We start from the raw sequence: 18,801 nt of genomic DNA on the forward strand, positions 1-18,801 counted from the left end.
GAAATATGTAGCGTTGCCTGTGGGCTACCGTGTTCTGTAAAGTCGCACCACTGTTTTGATGAGATTGAAAATTATTGAAGCATAGAAAGTTACCTGTACTGACTTTCTACTCTAAGGGTCACTACGATTAGCATTAAGGTTAAGCTGTTAAATATATTTCACCGAGCCGTGTTTTGAACTTGAGTATATTTTGTATTTAACCTATGCACTCATGTGTTAAATCAGTTAATATCGATAGTCTCAACTGTCAAATCCTTTTTAAATTGATTAGAATATCGTTGTATACAATAGGAACAGTTTGTCAAGTTTCAAAGGATGGAAATTTCAGCAGTACGCTAACCTGGGAGAAAGACCATTTGAGTTGAGTCTGGATTCCTGAAGTGTCGAGATGATTCTGCCCAAGTCCTTAACTCCCTAGTTAAGATGGCAAGCAGAACAAGGTTGAGTCAATTTCACAAAGCACCACGATTGTCATTCACCTATGGAATGCCTGTTAGAAGAAAATGCAAAACCTCCCTAAGTGACGTTAAGACGACAAACTTTTGCGCGAGTGAGCGTTCTTTAAAGATTCTGCGATAAGTTATGAAGGAAATGTAAAAATGGATGTAAGTGTCTTTCTAGTATGAGAAAGTGTGCGAAGGCACTATTTCTAAGTAATTGCTGTTTTGCTTAATACTTTGAACTAGAGATGAGCACCTGTACCTATAAACTTTCACTCAAGAAAGTTTTGAAGAAAATTCAGAAATATGGGTACCGTTTTTAATTTCTTTTTGCTAGAACAGCCTTGAACCCATTTGAATAACTTCATGGTTACACCACAAAAAGAGTGCATTTTCTGTGAAACAGGCTACAATCGGTACAGTCTTTACAAAAAAATCCCCCAAAAGTCATATTCGGTTGTATGAAGTAGTAAATTTTTTTAGCAAGACAGGTCTTTTTTAGACGAGTCGGTCAACTGTTGTGTTGCAAAACAACATATGCAGTCACGAGCGACAAATATGTTGACCTTCAGGAGAAATGCCCCCTCTGGGCAAAAATCTCACTTGAAAGGCGCATAAAATTCGGAGAAATAGAGTGGCAAAATTGCCAAAAACCCTCTTTTATGTTGGCTAATTAGCTCAATGTAAAGAGCGGTAAATGTAATCTTGAGTCATTGATTCTGCAAGGAGCATGAGGAACGCGGCATGAACCAGGCTAATAACGTACTCGAACAAATAGCATATCAGCCTGACGAACTAGAAATCGAGATGAATCAGCCTGAACTCGAGTTGGAAGAACTCTTGATAGATGATGAAGAGGACTTGCTGATTGGCGATGACGGCGAACTTGATGAATTTTTAGAACCTCAGTCTGATGAGGACGACGCAAAGTCTGGGAAAGCCGCTAAATCGCGTCGTCGGTCCCAAACTAAAAAGAAGCATTATACCGAGGATTCGATTCGCCTTTACTTGCAGGAAATAGGACGAATTCGCCTATTACGTGCAGATGAAGAAATTGAACTGGCACGGAAAATTGCCGATCTGCTTGAATTGGAACGGATACGCGAAAGACTTTCACAACAGTTGGCTCGCGAACCTTACGACAGTGAATGGGCAGAAGCGGTACAATTACCACTGCCACAATTCCGCTACCGACTGCATGTTGGTCGTAGAGCGAAAGACAAGATGGTGCAATCCAACCTGCGTCTTGTAGTTTCAATTGCTAAGAAATACATGAATCGGGGTTTGTCTTTCCAAGATTTGATTCAGGAAGGCAGTCTCGGTTTGATTCGCGCTGCAGAAAAGTTTGACCACGAAAAAGGTTATAAGTTTTCTACTTACGCGACATGGTGGATTCGTCAGGCAATCACAAGAGCGATCGCCGATCAATCCCGGACGATCCGTCTGCCAGTTCACCTCTATGAAACCATCTCTCGTATCAAGAAAACAACCAAGCTGCTTTCTCAAGAAATGGGACGCAAACCCACAGAGGAAGAAATTGCTACGAGAATGGAAATGACTATTGAGAAACTGCGGTTTATCGCTAAGTCTGCTCAGTTACCAATTTCACTAGAAACACCAATCGGTAAAGAAGAAGATTCTCGATTAGGTGACTTTATCGAATCCGACGGCGAAACTCCTGAAGATCAAGTCTCCAAGAATCTGCTGAGAGAGGATTTGGAAAAAGTTCTTGATAGTCTCAGCCCTCGCGAACGAGATGTTCTCAGATTGCGCTACGGCTTAGATGATGGTCGCATGAAGACTCTAGAAGAAATTGGACAGATCTTTAATGTCACTCGCGAACGGATTCGCCAAATTGAGGCGAAAGCACTCCGCAAGTTACGCCACCCAAATCGCAATAGCGTTCTTAAGGAGTATATCCGCTAGCAGTTTCTGTACCTAAAAAATAGGGAGTAGGGAGTAGGGAGTAGGGTGGGCAGTGCCCACCAAGATCTAATCTCTCGCAGTACTCACCCTACTTCGCAAAGGCGGTGAAATTTTTTCATTGGGATTAATGCTTTGACTTTCCCAACTCCCTATTCCCTATTCCCTATTCAAGAAACCCGGTTTTTTTTTGAAACCGGGTTTCTTTCTTGTGCTTTATAGGAAAATTCAAAAGCCCAAATCTAATTCAATATTACAGAATACCCCAGAAGTGCAGGAAGCCTTGACCAGAGAATAACTCAATCAAAGCTGCGGCAGAGAAACCAATCATTGCCAAACGACCGTTCCAAACTTCTGCTTGAGGAGTGAAACCCCAGCGCCAAGTGTTGCGATCGTCGATTACCGGAGTAGTAGCTCTTGTTGTATCTTGCATTGTTAGCTCTCCAAAGTATAATTACTTGTCTTTTAAAATTTACAGAATACCCCAGAAGTGAAGGAAGCCTTGACCAGAGAATAACTCAATCAAAGCTGCGGCAGAGAAACCAATCATTGCCAAACGACCGTTCCAAACTTCTGCTTGAGGAGTGAAACCCCAGCGCCAAGTGTTGCGATCGTCGATTACCGGAGTAGTAGCTCTTGTTGTATCTTGCATGGTTGGTACCTTACTTCTTTGAAGAATGTTACCTTATGTAAACAAGTATAATAAATTTTCTTAAGAAATGTCAGAGTATTTTACATTTTTTGTATTTGTTTGACTTATATATCAATGGGTTAGTACTTAGGGCTTGCTGAAAAAGAAAAAAAGGAGACAGTCTCTAAATTCTCAGACTATAGAAGTATATTCAGGTGCAAGAGAGGAGGGTAGAATAGCCAAAAATGCTTGCATCACTGCGATCGGCAGCATCAAGTATGCTGTTAGTAACCATGTACCGAAAACAGGGACAAACTTCAATCCCAACTGAAAACTTTGAACTCCCGTTCGAGGGCAAGTTATCAGAAGATAATCGTTGGGTAATGATGGCTGCTTTCATTCCTTGGACAGAATTTGAAGAAGAATATTCTTCATTTTTCTCAGTAGAGATGGGAGCACCTGCCAAATCTTTTCGGATGGCATTAGGGGCATTAATAATCAAAGAAAAGTTGGGGATAAGCGATAGAGAAACAGTAGAGCAAATTAAAGAAAATCCTTATCTACAGTACTTTATAGGAATGTCATATTATAGTAATGAAGCTCCATTTGATGCATCAATGTTGGTACATTTTCGGGAAAGAATTAGTGTGGAGCTTGTTAACAAAGTGAATCAAGAAATGGTGAAGAAGATGCTAGAAGCAACATCTTCTAAACTATCTGAAAAAAAAACAGAATCACCAGAAGAAGAAGGTGAGACACCCAAAAATCGGGGAAAATTAATAATAGATGCAACTTGTGCTCCGGGTGATATCAGCTATCCGACAGATTTAGAGCTACTCAATCAAGCAAGAAAACAGACAGAGAAAATTATAGACTTACTTTACGAACAGACTTTGGGTCAATTAGAGAAAAAACCAAGAACCTATAGAGAGAGGGCTAGAAAGGATTATCTAGCAGTCGCTAAAAAACGTCGCGTTTCCCAAAAAGACAGGAGAAAAGCAATTAGAAAACAACTTCAATATATCAAAAGAAACTTATCTCATATTGAACAGCTAATTATTTCAGGAGCCTCTCTGGAAGATTTAAGTCACAGACAATATAAGATGTTGCTTGTAGTTGCAGAAGTCTACCGTCAACAACTCTGGTTGTATGAAAATAAAAAACAGAGTATTGACGACCGCATTGTCAGTTTAACCCAACCACATATCCGTCCAATTGTCCGAGGGAAAGCTGGTAAATCGGTAGAATTTGGGGCAAAATTGTCTGCTAGTTGCTTTGAAGGATATATATTTTTAGACCATATAAGTTGGGATAATTTTAATGAATCAGGAGACTTAAAAGCTCAAGTAGAAGCCTTTAAAAATTACACAGGGTACTATCCAGAATCTGTTCATGTTGATAAAATTTATCGCACAAGAGAGAACCGAGCTTGGTGTAAAGAAAGAGGTATTATAATGAGCGGACCTCCTTTAGGAAGACCCCCAGCTAATGTTAGTAAAGAAAAAAAGAAACAAGATTTAGAATCTGAGAGAATTCGTAATTGTATTGAGGGAAAATTTGGACAGGGGAAAAGAAGATTTAGCCTCAATCGCGTGATGACGAAACTTGCTCATACTTCTGAAACTGCAATTGCTATTACTTTTTTAGTGATGAATCTTTCTACTCAGCTCTCGCGGCTATTTTATGCTTTTTTATGTCTATTTTTTAAAACTACACCTTTTTCCCCATTTACTATTATTGAAAATAATCAGTCCTTAAATCATAGATAGCATCTGCTTATATTAGACCCTTGTTGAGTAACTAATCAATTCTTATCTTGCTGTTTTCTGACTTTTTCAGCAAGCCCTACTTAGTAGTTAGTAGTTAGTAGCTCTTAACCACTAACCACTAACCACTAACCACTAACCACTAACCACTAACAAGTGGAACTACCGTAATAACCTTTTCATCTCGATTAAGTTGAAGTACTTTGTCGCCCGTGCTATCTCTGCCTAAGGTCGCTACTGTTTCTACTGCAAGGCGAACGACTCGCTGGTGATTGGTAATCAACGCGACCTCAGCCCCTGCGATCGCTCTTACCATTGCTGCAAGTGTATCAGTTTTGTCAGTAAATTTAAAGAATTGAGTCCCAATATCTCCACGGTTAGCAGGTCGCAACCCCTTTATAGATAAGCGTTTAGCATACCCCGCCTGAGTGATAAGTAATAAGTTTTCCTCTGTCTCACAAGTTACACATCCCACCATGGCTTCCCGTTGACGCAGGCGCAAACTTTGCAAACCCATAGCTGTACGACCCATGATTGGGAGTTGTTCGTCATTCACCACAAACCTTAAAACTCGCCCTCCCGAACTTGCGACAAACACGTGTTTCCCTGTGTTAGCAAACTGGGTACACAACAATTCATCATCATCTTTGAGCTTCAAAACTGTAATTCCACGACGAGTGATGTTCGTAAATTCTGTTAGGGACAGACGCTTGATTCGTCCTTGCTTGGTCAAAAAAACCATCTCACTACCATCGGAATTTTCCGGCAGTACAAAGCGGTTAATAACAGTTTCTTGTGTACCTTGAGCGGTACTTGAGAGCAAGGTGATAAGAGGTGTTCCCCGTGCAGAACGTCCGTTGGTAGGAGGAATATCACCCACCTTAACCGGGTAAACTTTCCCACCACTCGAAAGTACAAGCAATTCTTTTTCCGTGTCAGTAGAAACGGTTTGGAGAATGAAGTCATTATCCGACGTACCATTTTCAGCTTTTGACTTTTTAGCTGAAGGCTGAAGACGGCGTACATATCCCCGGTGGCTAAACTCTAAAACCACATCTTCTGCTGGGACTTCCAATTTTGGACTCGTTCCCAAACTCCCGTCTGAGAATGGGGATGTTGGGTTCTCCTCTGCTCCGCCGCTCATTCGCTCATTCGCTTTTCTACCCCCCTGGGTTCCCTCTCTCGGTACTAAGATTCTGGTACGACGAGCATCACCGTACCTGCGCTTAAGGGTACGCAGGTCTTTTTTCATTGACTTCAATAACTCTTTGCGATCGCTCAGCAATCTCCCCAAAAACTGAATTTGCTCGCTGAGTTGTTCGTATTCCTTTTGTAAATTTTGCTGTTCCAAACCTGTTAAGCGTCGCATTGGCATCGCCAAAAGTGCATCTGCTTGTACCTCACTTAAACTCAGTTGTTGAGCCAAGCTAATTTTTGCCGTAGTTCCATCAGCTGCACTTCTCAAAATCTCAATCACTTCATCTAAATGAGAGAGTGCTTTGAGTAAACCTTCCACTAAGTGTTGGCGACTTTCTGCCTTAACCAACTCATAACTGTAGCGACGGTTGAGTGTTTGTTCTCGAAAGTGCAAAAACTCTTGCAACAGTTGACGCAAGCTTAACTGGCGGGGTTGCCTATCGACCAACGCTAGGAGAATCGCTCCGAAGTTGCTTTGCAGGGCAGTTTGATGATACAAGTTCTGGAGAATTTCTTGAGGATTGGTATCGCGTTTGAGTTCAATCACCACGCGTATTCCCTCGCGATCGCTTTCATCCCGAATATCGGAAATTCCTTGTAAGCGACCCTGATTGACGAGTTCTGCAACCTTTTCAATCCAACCTGCTTTATTCACTTGATAAGGCAATTCCGTCACCACAATTGCCGTGCGCCGCTTAGTTCCTTTACTACCAGCAACTTCTTCAATTTGGGCAACTCCTCGTAGCACGATACTCCCTTTACCTGTGGTGTATGCCTCGCGAATTCCGGTGTTCCCCACAATTTCGCCCCCTGTGGGGAAATCCGGGCCTGGTATCAACTCGAACAATTTTTCGTCTGATAGATCGGGAGTATCAATTAACGCAATCAATCCATCAACGACTTCACCCAAGTTATGGGGTGGAACGTTTGTTGCCATACCTACCGCAATGCCAGAACTACCATTAAGTATCAGGAATGGTAACTGTGCTGGTAGTACTGTTGGTTCTTGCTGGGAGTTATCAAAATTTCCTATAAAATCTACTGTTTCATCTCCAATTTCCGCCAACATACCTTCGTAGCTGATTGGCGCAAGACGCGTTTCTGTATAACGCATCGCGGCTGGAGGGTCATTATCCACACTACCGAAATTGCCATGTCCTGCTAGTAAGGGGTAGCGACTGGAAAAGTCTTGTATCAGTCTTACTAGGGCATCATAAACTGCCTGATCTCCGTGGGGATGGTATTTACCCAATACATCTCCCACTACACGGGCGCACTTACGATAGGGTCGGTCAGGAACAAGACCTAGTTCGTGCATAGCATATAAAATGCGCCGATGAACTGGTTTTAAGCCATCTCGCACGTCTGGTAACGCCCGTCCAACTATGACACTCATGGCATATTCTAGATATGACCTTTGCATCTCAGTATGCAAGGCGGTGGTAATGACCTGTCCCTCCGAGAGGAGGTTTAACTGTTTCGCCATGAGTTTTGTTTCCCTAAAATTTCAACTACACAAAATTTGCCATTAATAAAGACTGCAGCAACCACAGCATAGCGGATGAACTGCTCTTCATTACAAAATCTTGATAGTCATGCAATAGAAAGCAGTAGTATTATCCTTGTTGAAGACAATTTATTATTCATTATTTCAACAGCAGGCAGCACTCCTAGTTTTTACGGGTAGTCATCCCCCTGACAACTATTGCGTGCCTCTGGTTAAGATGAGCTATCTGAATGTTAAATTCTCATGAAAACTGTTTTGATTGTCGAAGACGATTTGATTAATGCTCGCGTTTTTTCTAAAATTTTGACCAAGCGTGGCGGCTTGGACGTAAAACATACTGAAAACGTGGACGAAGTCATGAAATTTGCCCAAGGAGGGGAAGTTGACATTATTTTGATGGATGTTTCTCTGTCACGAAGTGTTTATCAAGGTAAATCTGTGGATGGGATCAAAATCACACAAATGTTGAAATCCGATCCACAAACAGCTTCTTTACCTATTATTCTCGTGACAGCACACGCTATGGAGGGCGATCGCGAGAATTTTCTAAAAGCGAGCGGTGCAGATGGTTATATCTCTAAACCTGTTGTCGATCACCAACAGTTTGTTGACCAAATCATAGCACTGCTGCCTAAGAGCGATAACTAAGCTGACTTTTTGGGGAGGGATCACTTCTGGAATCCACTCTTGTTGTAAGTTGCACCTGAGAACTTTAATGGTAATGTTCTTGGCTTAAGAACACAAGTCTGAAATGGGGAATGGGGAATGGGGAGTAGGGAGTAGGAAATGATTTTTAATCATACCCGATGCCCGATGCCCAATGCCCAATCCACAACACCTCTTCCGTTCTCCTCTTACTTAATATATATGTACTACTATATGGCACATAGAGCAAGTATTTTTGGCGAGTAAAGAGTGGGGATAACAATTTAGCATCAAACACACCACTTCCTACTCACCGTATACTCGCTTCCTTCATTGTGGAGGCTGCTGTTGTGGCAGCTTTGTTGGAGATTGAGAGCCAGATACATCTTGTTGGAGAGCAGATTGAATACTAGGTAATTCCAAAAATTTCTTTGTATCAGATAGTAAGCGATCGCCCCAGAGGTTTTGTTTGAGGAAATCGACATCAGCATAGCGATCGTCAATGCGGAGTGCCGCTTGCCCCATTGTCAACCCTTGTTTTTGGTCACCTTTGGTATACAATGCCACAGCAAGAGCTAACAAAGGTTCAGCCGCCTGCTTATCAATAGCAACAGCACTTTGCCATTGTGCGATCGCGCCTTGAACATCACCTTGCTCGTACAAAATTAATCCAATGTTATTAATGGCGGGCCAGAATTTTTTGTCAAAGGAAACGGCTCTTCTAAACTGGCTGACTGCATCTGGAAATTTACGCAGCATAAAGTAAGCATTACCCAAATCAAAAAACCCCTCTGGATCGTTGGGTTTGAGCGCCAATCCCTTTTGATAGTAGCTCGCAGCTTCCTGGTATTTTTGCTGTTGAAAATGAGCAGAACCCAGAGCAAATTGAACATCCCCGTTTTTGGGGTTGAGCGTTGCTGCTTTATTCAAAGCAGAAATTGCCGTATCTACGTCCTTCGTTTGTAGATACAAACCACCCAAGAGAAACCACACTTTATCATTGTTCGGAGCGAGCTGCGATGCCAACCGCGCTCTTGGTAAAGCGAGTTCATATTGTTGAAACTGAGCGAGTTGAGCCGCTTCCTTTGCTAAACCCAAACCTTGCTGTTCCAATTTGGCTGCATCCAGTTGCAGTGTATGAGGTACTAATGCTTGTGCAGTTCCTGGTTGCGGTATGCTGCACAAACCACAGATAATGAGAAGAGAAATTAAACCAATTCGTTTAGGCACACTACCGCCCCTTCGCCAAAAATTATAGAATCTGTCAGCTAGCTTAAACGATTTCCCCTGTAGACGGCAGCAAAATTTTACCCTCATTCAGATTTTCTGGTAGCAAGTGTGTTCGCGTATGACTCACGGTTTAACAGCCCTTCGGGTAAGGCAGAGGGCAGAGGCTTGATTGCAGAAGGGAAGAAAAAAGTTTTCAGACAAATTTATACTTTAAGAATATGACTATACTTAAGTGATGCCATGGAGTTAATTCGAGCGGGCCAGAATAAAAAATACTCCACATTTTATTGGTCTAAAAATACATCAAAATCTTCCTTATTAAATCTCCCACTTTCAAGTATAGGAATTAACTGGTCACTGGTCACTGGTCACTGGTTACTGTTCACTGGTCACTGTTCATAGTACCTTAGTCACTTATTAAGTTAGGACTTACGACTCAAGTTATTTATTAAAATTAGTTATAACATAGTGGTGTTAATCGCATATTTTTATCGGTACATGGAAGAAAGAATTAAACACCAGTCAAAGAGTAGAAAATGCTGAAATAAATGATTAAGATTCAACAAACAGCATCAATCTTGACTGTATGTTTAGCAGACTATAGTTATTTTAAATCTGGCAGCAGTGTCTTTTGGTAGCCATTCTTTATACACAAAACTAAAAATGACACTTGATACATCAAAACCAGTAAAATCCTCACAATTATTACGAAAAAAAACTCTCAAGAAACAGAGAATTACTAATTGGCTACCTTGGCTACTTATCCCTTTTATTTTGGGTGGAATGAGCTATGTGGTTTATCGCCAAGTGGTCATTGTTCCCCGTCAAGAAGCAATCAGGAAGATTTTAACTGTTCCCGTAGAGAGGCAAAGCCTACCGATAACGGTTTCTGCAAATGGAACTATTAAACCAGAAAGATCGATTAACATTAGTCCAAAAAATGCGGGTGTACTGAAAACACTCCTTGTAAAGGAGGGAGATACTGTTAAACAAGGGCAAGCGATCGCTTACATGGATGACTCAAACCTTAAAGGACAACTCATGCAAGCACGGGGACAATTAGCACAAGTGGAAGCTAATTTGCAAAAATTGATTGCGGGTACCCGTCCTGAAGAAATTGCTCAAGCAAAGGCTCAACTGGACGAGGCTTTAGCAAATTTACAAAAAGTTATTGTCGGTCACCGTCCTCAAGAAATTGCTCAAGCTGAAGCACGCTTAAAAAGTGCTAGAGCTAGTTTAAGAAAAGTAGAGGACGATTTTCGCCGCAATAAAAATTTGTATGATGCTGGCGCTATTTCTCTTCAGACTTTAAATCAAAAACGTGCAGATCGAGACAGCGTTGAAGCTCAAGTTATGGAAGTGCAGCAAGCACTGGCATTGCAAAAAGAAGGATCGCGTCAAGAAGATATCGAACAAGCACGAGCTGTCGCTAGGCAAAGAAAGCACGCCCTGACACTGTTAGAAGTAGGGACGCGCAAAGAAGACATTGATGCAGCACGCGCTCAAGTGATTTCTGCTCGCGGTTCATTACAAAATATCCAAACACAAATCAATGACACGATCATTCGCGTCCCGTTTGATGGCGTTGTGACTAAAAAGTTTGCCGATCCTGGGTCTGTTGTGACTCCTACAACCTCAGCAAGTTCTGTTTCTTCCGCGTTGTCTTCCTCTATCTTGTCCCTAGCGTCTACAAATCAGGTTGTCACAAATGTTGCTGAAACAAACATTGCAAAAATACGCCTCAGTCAGAAAGTCACGATTACAGCAGATGCTTATCCAGGAAAAACTTTTGAGGGACAAGTCAATCAAATTGCTGCCCAAGCAACATTAGAGCAGAATGTCACTAGTTTTGAGGTCAAAGTTACAATTATTTCTGACTCGGAAAAGCTACTAAAATCTGGGATGAATGTGGAAGCACAGTTTCAAGTTGATCGCTTGCAAGATGCTCTAGTCGTTCCCACTGCAGCAGTCGTGCGCCGAGAAAATTTAACGGGTGTATTAGTAGCAGGTATTGATAATATGCCCGTGTTCGTACCTGTTGAAATTGGCGTCACGGTGGAAAACTTGACTGAAATTCGGTCGGGGTTGAAAGGAGATGAGAAGGTATTGCTAAGTATTCCAAGGAATTATGAAGTTGAATCGGCTAAGCAGTTATCGTAACGTAGCAATTTTAGAAATCTTTTCAATCGCAGCAGAGGCATTATGGAGCAATAAATTACGCACGGGACTGACTATGCTTGGCGTAATTATTGGGATATCTTCAGTTATTTCTATTACTTCTGTTGGTCAAGGCGTACAAAAGGGAGTGGAGAAAGAAATACAAGCCTTGGGTACAAATGTTTTGCAAGTCTTTGCTGGTGCTGCTAGAAACGGAAATATCAGTCAAGGACAGGGGTCTGCAAGTACGTTGACATGGGAGGATGCTAAGGCGATCGCAAAGCAAGCACCTTCTGCGGAGGCTGTTTCTGCTTACTTACAATGGACAGCACAGGTAGTTTATGGAGGACAAAATACCTCAACAACAGTCTACGGTACGGATTTAAATTATCCAGAATTAAGAAATACGTACTCCCAACAAGGGAGATTTTTTAATCAAGAGGAACTGGAAACGGCGAAGCAAGTTGTTGTTTTGGGTCCAACCGTTCAAAAAACTCTTTTTAAAGAAGGGGTCAGGGTGATAGGTGAAAGAATCAGAATTCAAGGAGATGCTTACAAGGTGATTGGGTTGATGGAAGCTAAGGGTGCTCTCGGACCAATGGATCGAGATGACCAAGTTTATATTCCCTTGAGCAGTATGTCAGCAAGATTGGTTGGTAGAAATGCTTTATCTAGTGTTTCTGTTGATGGAATTTTGATTAAAGCTAGCGATCGCGAAACGCTGGATGCAGCCCAATTTCAAGTGACTAATCTTTTGCGTTTGCGTCACAATATTCACCCACCACAAGCTGATGATTTTAAAATTACTAGCCAAGCGGATATTATCAATACTTTTAGCAGTATCGTGGGTTTGTGTACGGTTATGGTAGTTGCGATCGCCAGTATTTCGTTAATAGTGGGAGGGATTGGGATTGCTAATATTATGCTGGTTTCTGTTGTGGAAAGAACGCGAGAAATTGGAATTCGCAAAGCAGTAGGAGCTACTTATTCAGTGATTCTCAATCAATTTTTAATAGAAGCGATCGTGATTTCTACTGTAGGAGGTTGCATTGGTACTGTCACTGGTATTTGTATTGCAGCTTTAGCATCTGTTGTATTTGGATTTCCGTTTATCGTTGCATCTTGGTCAGTTATTGTTGGTTTTGGGCTTTCGTTTGTGGTTGGGCTATTGGCTGGAGTTATGCCTGCACGTAATGCAGCTAAATTAGACCCGATTGCTGCTTTAAGAAGTGATTAAAGGTTGGGTTTTTGTTGTTTTGAATGTACAAATTTGAGATATGGCAGTCCTATTTGATTGGTAAAAATTATTAACCGCAAAGACGCTAAGAGCGCTAAGAAAAGAGTAATACCATTTCACTTTAATCGCGATACATTTAAATTCTGTAAAGACGCGCCATGGCGCGTCTCTACGTTTTAGATTTGTATCATCCTTTTCGTAAAATGGTAGAAAGAAGGAATTTGGCGAATGATTTGGGCAACTAGAATGGAACTGGAAAATTTTCTAATGAACCGCAGAGGCGCTGAGGGCGCAGAGGGAAGAAAGAGAGAATTGCCAAAATTCAATTGGGTTTTGATAGAGAGTGTTTCTTTCTATTTGAATCCAAAATCTAAAATCCAAAATTGGTATATGAAGTATTACTCAGTCTTCATGCATTCTCTTGGGATTGCGGTAGGAGCAGTTTTTTGTGTCTTTGCTTTTCAAAAAGCGGCTGCAACAACTCCTGAGATAAATAAAATTACAAAAATTTTTCAAACTCCTGATGCTTTAAAGGTTTCTGATTAACTTAATCCCAATCCAAATTTTTTACCAATATTGCTCGGTTAACGACAATTGAGGTGTCAGAACCCCGGTTTCTTCAAGAAACCGGGGTTCTAATTTCCGCTTAGGGGTTTTAATTTCTGTTACCAGTTAAGCTTCTGCGTTTGCTGAAGTCAAATTAAATTGAGATGTGTTTAGTTCTATGACTTTTCTTAGCCTAGAAATAACAAAGGGTTTATCTAGATAAGAGAGTAAGGCACCTGCTTTTGGTCCACGTTCCTTAGCTACAAAAGATAAGTACACGGCTTTAAATGCATTAGCCTGTTGAATTTGTAGCTCTTTTGAAGTAGCAAAAAGGGTCGTTTGTAACTCTTCACTTTCCCAATTTGTAACTTTCTCCAAATTTTCTGCTAGTTTTTCAAGGTATGAAAGCTGTTCTTCAGTTAATCCTGTAGCCTTATCTGGAACTTGTTCAAGATGAATAACTAACTTTTCTTCTTCCTCTGCATAATCTTGTAGCCACTTTTTAGCAGCAGCAATCCTTTGATTTATAATTGACCAATCGTACTCACTTAAAGGTTTAGTACTCCGTTTTGCGACTTCCTCTTGAATATCAAGGTGTGGAATTTGTAATAGCGAAATCAGCGTACTGAAATCAAATGGATTATAAGATTTTATCTCGTCTTTAAGCTGGGCATAAAATAGAGGCATAAACTCTTGAGCCAATTCTGGATTTTCAGGTTGAGTCTCAAGGTAAGCTTGATAGTTTTCAACTAAAGTATCATAGTCTCGTAAAAGACGAGTTACAGTTTCATAGTTGGGAGCAAAGTTAATCACTGTTCGTGGTTGAGTACGCAACATTAGAAAGCGTAGTAACTCGGGAGGAAGTAGTTCAGCAATTTCTTTGGCACTTGAACCCACACCCTTGGACGAACTCATTTTAGTTCCATTCACTAGGATAAATTCATAGGGAGAATGGAATGGGGGCTGTTTTTTTAAAACTTTACGACATATGGAATTTGCCACATCTCTCGAACCACCTTTTTGAGAGTGGTCTTTACCTGCCATCTCGATAGTCACACCTAATAAATCCCACTTGGCAACCCATTCTACTTTCCAAGGCAGCTTACCATTTCCATCAAAGGGAGAAACCCAACCTGAGTGACCGCAACCTTGTACCCAGTTTGTAGCATCTGGTTTACAAGTATAAAAAACTTCTGAGTCGTTATAATCCGTAACGCTGGTGGTAGCGATTTTACCGCAGTTTTCACAAACAATTTGAAACGGATACCAGTTATCGGGGCGATCTGCCTTGCTTATCTCTTTATAAGCTTCTCGAACTAGGTGAGCATTTTTGAGGAAAATATCGATGTGGCTGTTAAGTTGTCCAGAACGATATAAATCTCGCAAGTAGTATACTTCTGGTTTAACTCCCAAAAACTCAAAGACTTCCAAAAATTCACCCATAAAATACTTAGCGTAATCACTCGCTGTATCCTCTGGAGAGGGTACATGACTCAGCGGACAACCAAGATAAGGAGAAAATTTTTCTTTATTTAGGTACTTGGGAACGGTATCCAACGCGTCGTAGTCATCAACACCGTACAAAAACTTTACAGGCTTACCTGCGTGTTTTAAGGCACGATAAATAACATCATGTATAATAACACCACGCAATGACCCTACGTGTACTCTTCCAGAAGGAGTCTTGGAATCATTGATTACTTGGTTACCTTGTGAATCAGCAGCGATTTTATCAGCCCAAAACATTGTTTGACATCTGTGCTTTAGAGTCTCCATATTCTAACTCTATCCCCGAATTTCTCACAAGTCAGTCAAAAAAATCACAGTCTTTCCCAGCTATCGTAATTCGGGCGATCGCAAATCTGATACCATTTTGGATTTGAGATGCGTAGATGCGTGGATTGAGAAAGCTGATTAAGGAATGTGAATTTAATAAAGTGCAAGACTCTTGTGGAGTGGGCGTCAAAGCCCGCTTGTTCTCTGGGACGGGCAAGATGCTGGTTGTCCGTCGTTGGCTCCTTGTATACTTCTGCGTCAAGGCCTGCTCGTTCTCTGGGACGGGCAAGATGCCCATCCCACAAGAAATATAATTTATTTTGTGTTCCTAATAAAGATTGAATTCCTAAATGCTTACATTGCTTGCGCATCCCACAAGAAATATAATTTATTTTGTGTTCCTAAGCCTGCCGAAGATTCAGTGCGGATCTTTATTTTAGACGTTGGGTTAGTAAGCAAGACGATTACTTAAGGTTCCAGTAACCTCGACACCAAGAGATAATAATATTATGATTTTAGAGAAGTCTTATAAATTTTTGGCAAGGCAAAGCACGGGCAAAAACCCCCCACCTCCCGCCAAATCGACAGAACCTAGACAAATCAATAGTTTTAGCAATTGAGGTATGAGCATAGAGCTTGTTCGTGAAAGCCAGAAATGGACTTTTAAAACACTCCCGCCAAAAATACTCGTGGAAATGGCTCTACAGTTAGCTTTGATAGGCTGCCCTCTTTCAAATAAATGAAACCCGTTCGCGGGATTGAAACAAAGAACAAGATATCAAGACTGTTGATAAAAAACTCTTTCAAATAAATGAAACCCGTTCGCGGGATTGAAACAAAGCAATTATGCAATCTCTGTAATATTATCTTTAACCTTTCAAATAAATGAAACCCGTTCGCGGGATTGAAACCTTAATCAAAAAGATCAAGCGCCAACTTTACTAGACTCTTTCAAATAAATGAAACCCGTTCGCGGGATTGAAACTGCTACTGGGTGTGCGGTGTCCAATGAATTTTTCAACTCTTTCAAATAAATGAAACCCGTTCGCGGGATTGAAACATAATAATATTTCCTCTGAGGTATCATCTACTCCAGCTCTTTCAAATAAATGAAACCCGTTCGCGGGATTGAAACTTGAATTTTCCCCTTTTACTTCTGTTAGCAAGAATTCTCTTTCAAATAAATGAAACCCGTTCGCGGGATTGAAACCCCTCCATCTACAGAAGCGTTTGATGATTTTATAGAACTTTCAAATAAATGAAACCCGTTCGCGGGATTGAAACCGCTAGATGACCTTTAGGGCTGCTTAGTAGGTTCCGCTTTCAAATAAATGAAACCCGTTCGCGGGATTGAAACACGCAAGTGCCTATATAAAGAAGTTAGAAACGTTGTCTTTCAAATAAATGAAACCCGTTCGCGGGATTGAAACTCATCACTGGCTAGCCAGGTAGTAGAAGGACTTAAGCTTTCAAATAAATGAAACCCGTTCGCGGGATTGAAACATGTTGTTGAAATCAAAAAAAGTAGAAAGACTTTCTTTCAAATAAATGAAACTTCATTCTTGAATGTTTTCTAATAATTGTGTTTCCATTGCCACTACTTTGGCTAGCTGTTGTTCTAAAGCTTGCTTGCGTTGGCGTATTCTTTGTAATCTTTCCCTCTTCGCTTCCTTACTAAAAAACTGGTCAAAGAAAAAGTCTTGTTCTCCTTTTGTTAATCGCCCTATGCAGGGGTCTTTATCAATTTCATCAAGTGCTTGAAAAATAGCAATCTGTTCTGATGTTGGCGTATTGTCGGGAGACTTCATATTATTATACTTAACCCTAAAGGCATTGTTTCAATTCCGCAAGCGGAAGTCATTAATATGAAACGCCGCTCAACAATTTGCTTCCCCAGATTTCGACTTGTTTCAATTCCGCAAGCGGAAGTCATTAATATGAAACTAAAATGGCGATTGCGCTCCCATGACAAAACCCACGTTTCAATTCCGCAAGCGGAAGTCATTAATATGAAACCCGAAATTTGAAACCCTGTACCATCTTAGTTTCTACGAGCATTTTTGGCAGGGGAGGTCAAAAACTCCATTTCAGCAGATCGCAGAAACTGTCAAATAATTGACTTTACAAGACAAATTCCTGTCATGATAAGGGTTACAGACTTTTGGCGGGAGGTAGGGGGTTTTTGCCCGTGCTTTGCCCCGCCAAAATTTTGAGCATATTCCAATCTCAAGGTACAGAAGTGACCGGAGCTTGCTGAAAACAGACTGCGGTACTGTATAAGCTAAAGATAAATGCTCTCATGAAAATTGTCAAATTGATTTTTTTTATTCTTTTTCTGTTTTTTAACGTCTATATTTAATTTAAGTTTTTCTGTTTGATATCCCAATGCAGACGCTTTTCCTAACTCAATATTAGACTTCTTGTATCAGAAAATTTTATCTGCGTGCATCTGCGTGCATCTGCGGTTAATTATTCATTTTTTTGACTTTTGCAAGAAGTCTATTCCTTTTGCGATCGCTGGCGGCATTGATAAGTCAGTCGTCACGGCATTTGAAGTGAACTTGTCCAATTCTAAAAGGAATTTGCACAAACAGGATACACCCTACAAATAATATCTATTTCCTTATTATTTCATAACAATCGCGTCTTTCTTTGCGCCTTTGTGTGAGATGTAATCAATTTTCATCTGCCGATAATTTTTCCCATATCTTCTGATACTCTTCTTTCATCTCATCAGCCAACTTTTGCGGACTGAGAATTTGAACATTTTCTCCATATTTCAAAATACGCTGACGAAACCAAAACCAATAATCTATCGTGGCTTCGATGTCGCGAAATTTTCCTTCCGGATCGCTGCAAACAATGACTTCATCCTTCCGTCGAGGTTTGTAATTGGCTAATTGTCCGCTCGTGCGATAACGTACTTTCAATGTGGGAAAGTCACATGATGACCAACGAGTATCTGATGCAGCACCAACATTGACTATTCTATCAAGGCGAAAGATATGATTCTGGTCGATGTTGGGCCAATAGTCAAAACGCTTGGAACGCCAGTCTGGTCTAAATGCAAACAGGTAGAGAACACCGTCGTGCAATCGCAACTCCGAACGGTCAATATCCCAGATTCTCCCTTCTCCTGGTTGGCTTTGATAGCGAATTGTATAACGACACTGTTGCTGAAAGCGTTCTTGGAGTTGACGCACAATGGTATCCAAATTGCGATCGCTATAATCAACAGGAGGACTAAAATCGACTTTAACAAACGCTGGAATGTCGGATTCTGAAAGGTTCCCAATGCGCTGAATTTGGCTGGCTTGAGCCGAAAAGCCCATATCAGAAAGGAAATAAGCCGCTATTGCTAGGGCTTGTCGCTGTTCGGCGGACAGGAGTAGGGGAAATTTTGACTCGACGAGTTCGTAAGGGCTGTGAGTTGTACTTTTAATTTCGATACCGCAGTCCCTCAGCTTGCGAATTGTGCGGGTCAGTTTTTGCTTAACATCAGCATTATCTATAGATTGACCGTGCTGTTCGAGAAAGATTGATAGTAAATCTGTGAGTTCATCGCGTCGTCGTGGTTTTTCGGCTAGAAGTCTGAGGATTTCTAGAGCAAAGGCAAGCTGGTTGTAACTTGCATCCACTTTGGGCGGCATTGTTGGAAAGCGTTTTGCGTATTTGACTCTATTAGTGTTCCCAGAATTTTTCCATTGTAGTCAAAAAATGATACCAAAATTTTTGAACCTAGTACT

At 41.0% G+C, this 18,801-nt stretch carries 14 protein-coding genes and 1 CRISPR repeat array; of the genes, 6 read left to right on the plus strand and 8 right to left on the minus strand.

The genetic code is table 11. The features are described from left to right. Window positions 1-1,184: 1,184 nt before the first annotated feature. On the plus strand, window positions 1,185-2,366 hold the full coding sequence (rpoD, locus tag WA1_RS12435) for an RNA polymerase sigma factor RpoD (RefSeq protein ID WP_017749524.1): 1,182 nt from the start codon (window positions 1,185-1,187) through the stop codon (window positions 2,364-2,366). A gap of 250 nt (window positions 2,367-2,616) precedes the next feature. On the opposite strand, the gene WA1_RS12440 is transcribed toward rpoD, so the two are convergent. Together WA1_RS12440 and WA1_RS12445 are read right to left on the minus strand one after the other, a co-directional pair. Beyond that, a complete protein-coding gene (locus WA1_RS12440) occupies window positions 2,617-2,796 on the minus strand; it encodes a chlorophyll a/b-binding protein (RefSeq protein WP_017749525.1) in 180 nt (59 codons plus the stop codon). A gap of 39 nt (window positions 2,797-2,835) precedes the next feature. Further along, complete coding sequence (locus tag WA1_RS12445; RefSeq protein WP_017749525.1) at window positions 2,836-3,015, minus strand: chlorophyll a/b-binding protein; 180 nt, start codon at window positions 3,013-3,015, stop codon at window positions 2,836-2,838. A 272-nt stretch (window positions 3,016-3,287) separates the two neighbouring features. On the opposite strand from WA1_RS12445, the gene WA1_RS12450 reads away from it, so the two are divergent. After that, window positions 3,288-4,763 (plus strand): IS5 family transposase, encoded by a 1,476-nt coding sequence (locus tag WA1_RS12450; RefSeq protein WP_026135401.1) that lies wholly within the window; start codon window positions 3,288-3,290, stop codon window positions 4,761-4,763. Window positions 4,764-4,902: 139 nt separating this feature from the next. Here WA1_RS12450 and WA1_RS12455 read toward each other — a convergent pair whose 3' ends face one another. Next, the gene (locus WA1_RS12455; protein ID WP_026135369.1) at window positions 4,903-7,443 is read right to left on the minus strand and encodes a DNA gyrase/topoisomerase IV subunit A; all 2,541 of its coding nucleotides are present in this window, start codon (window positions 7,441-7,443) and stop codon (window positions 4,903-4,905) included. Between the two features lie 264 nt (window positions 7,444-7,707). Between WA1_RS12455 and WA1_RS12460 the strand changes: the two genes are divergently transcribed. Continuing rightward, window positions 7,708-8,112 (plus strand): response regulator, encoded by a 405-nt coding sequence (locus WA1_RS12460; RefSeq protein WP_017749992.1) that lies wholly within the window; start codon window positions 7,708-7,710, stop codon window positions 8,110-8,112. Window positions 8,113-8,439: 327 nt separating this feature from the next. Here WA1_RS12460 and WA1_RS12465 read toward each other — a convergent pair whose 3' ends face one another. Then, complete coding sequence (locus WA1_RS12465; protein ID WP_017749993.1) at window positions 8,440-9,339, minus strand: tetratricopeptide repeat protein; 900 nt, start codon at window positions 9,337-9,339, stop codon at window positions 8,440-8,442. A gap of 663 nt (window positions 9,340-10,002) precedes the next feature. Between WA1_RS12465 and WA1_RS12470 the strand changes: the two genes are divergently transcribed. The 3 genes from WA1_RS12470 to WA1_RS12480 all read left to right on the plus strand — a co-directional run bounded on the left by WA1_RS12470 (window position 10,003) and on the right by WA1_RS12480 (window position 13,279). Beyond that, window positions 10,003-11,499, plus strand: a complete 1,497-nt coding sequence (locus tag WA1_RS12470; protein ID WP_017749994.1) for an efflux RND transporter periplasmic adaptor subunit — start codon at window positions 10,003-10,005, stop codon at window positions 11,497-11,499. Beyond that, on the plus strand, window positions 11,468-12,733 hold the full coding sequence (locus WA1_RS12475; protein WP_017749995.1) for an ABC transporter permease: 1,266 nt from the start codon (window positions 11,468-11,470) through the stop codon (window positions 12,731-12,733). The genes WA1_RS12470 and WA1_RS12475 overlap by 32 nt, the downstream gene beginning before the upstream one ends. Before the next feature lie 228 nt (window positions 12,734-12,961). Continuing rightward, window positions 12,962-13,279 (plus strand): hypothetical protein, encoded by a 318-nt coding sequence (locus WA1_RS12480; protein ID WP_017749996.1) that lies wholly within the window; start codon window positions 12,962-12,964, stop codon window positions 13,277-13,279. A gap of 126 nt (window positions 13,280-13,405) precedes the next feature. Here WA1_RS12480 and lysS read toward each other — a convergent pair whose 3' ends face one another. The 4 genes from lysS to WA1_RS12495 form a co-directional block, all read right to left on the minus strand. Beyond that, on the minus strand, window positions 13,406-15,025 hold the full coding sequence (lysS, locus tag WA1_RS12485; protein WP_017749997.1) for a lysine--tRNA ligase: 1,620 nt from the start codon (window positions 15,023-15,025) through the stop codon (window positions 13,406-13,408). Between the two features lie 74 nt (window positions 15,026-15,099). Next, on the minus strand, window positions 15,100-15,426 hold the full coding sequence (locus WA1_RS58085; protein WP_017749998.1) for a hypothetical protein: 327 nt from the start codon (window positions 15,424-15,426) through the stop codon (window positions 15,100-15,102). A gap of 357 nt (window positions 15,427-15,783) precedes the next feature. Then, window positions 15,784-16,558: a CRISPR direct-repeat array (repeat unit 37 nt; unit sequence CTTTCAAATAAATGAAACCCGTTCGCGGGATTGAAAC). Window positions 16,559-16,611: 53 nt separating this feature from the next. Further along, window positions 16,612-16,863, minus strand: coding sequence for a hypothetical protein (locus WA1_RS61665; RefSeq protein ID WP_026135370.1), 252 nt, complete (start codon window positions 16,861-16,863; stop codon window positions 16,612-16,614). Window positions 16,864-17,730: 867 nt separating this feature from the next. Next, entirely contained in the window at window positions 17,731-18,705 is a 975-nt protein-coding gene (locus tag WA1_RS12495) for a helix-turn-helix transcriptional regulator (RefSeq protein WP_017750000.1), read from the minus strand. Window positions 18,706-18,801 lie beyond the last annotated feature (96 nt).

Origin of the sequence: Scytonema hofmannii PCC 7110 (assembly GCF_000346485.2) — a bacterium.
GTDB classification, from domain to species: Bacteria; Cyanobacteriota; Cyanobacteriia; order Cyanobacteriales; family Nostocaceae; genus Scytonema; species Scytonema hofmannii.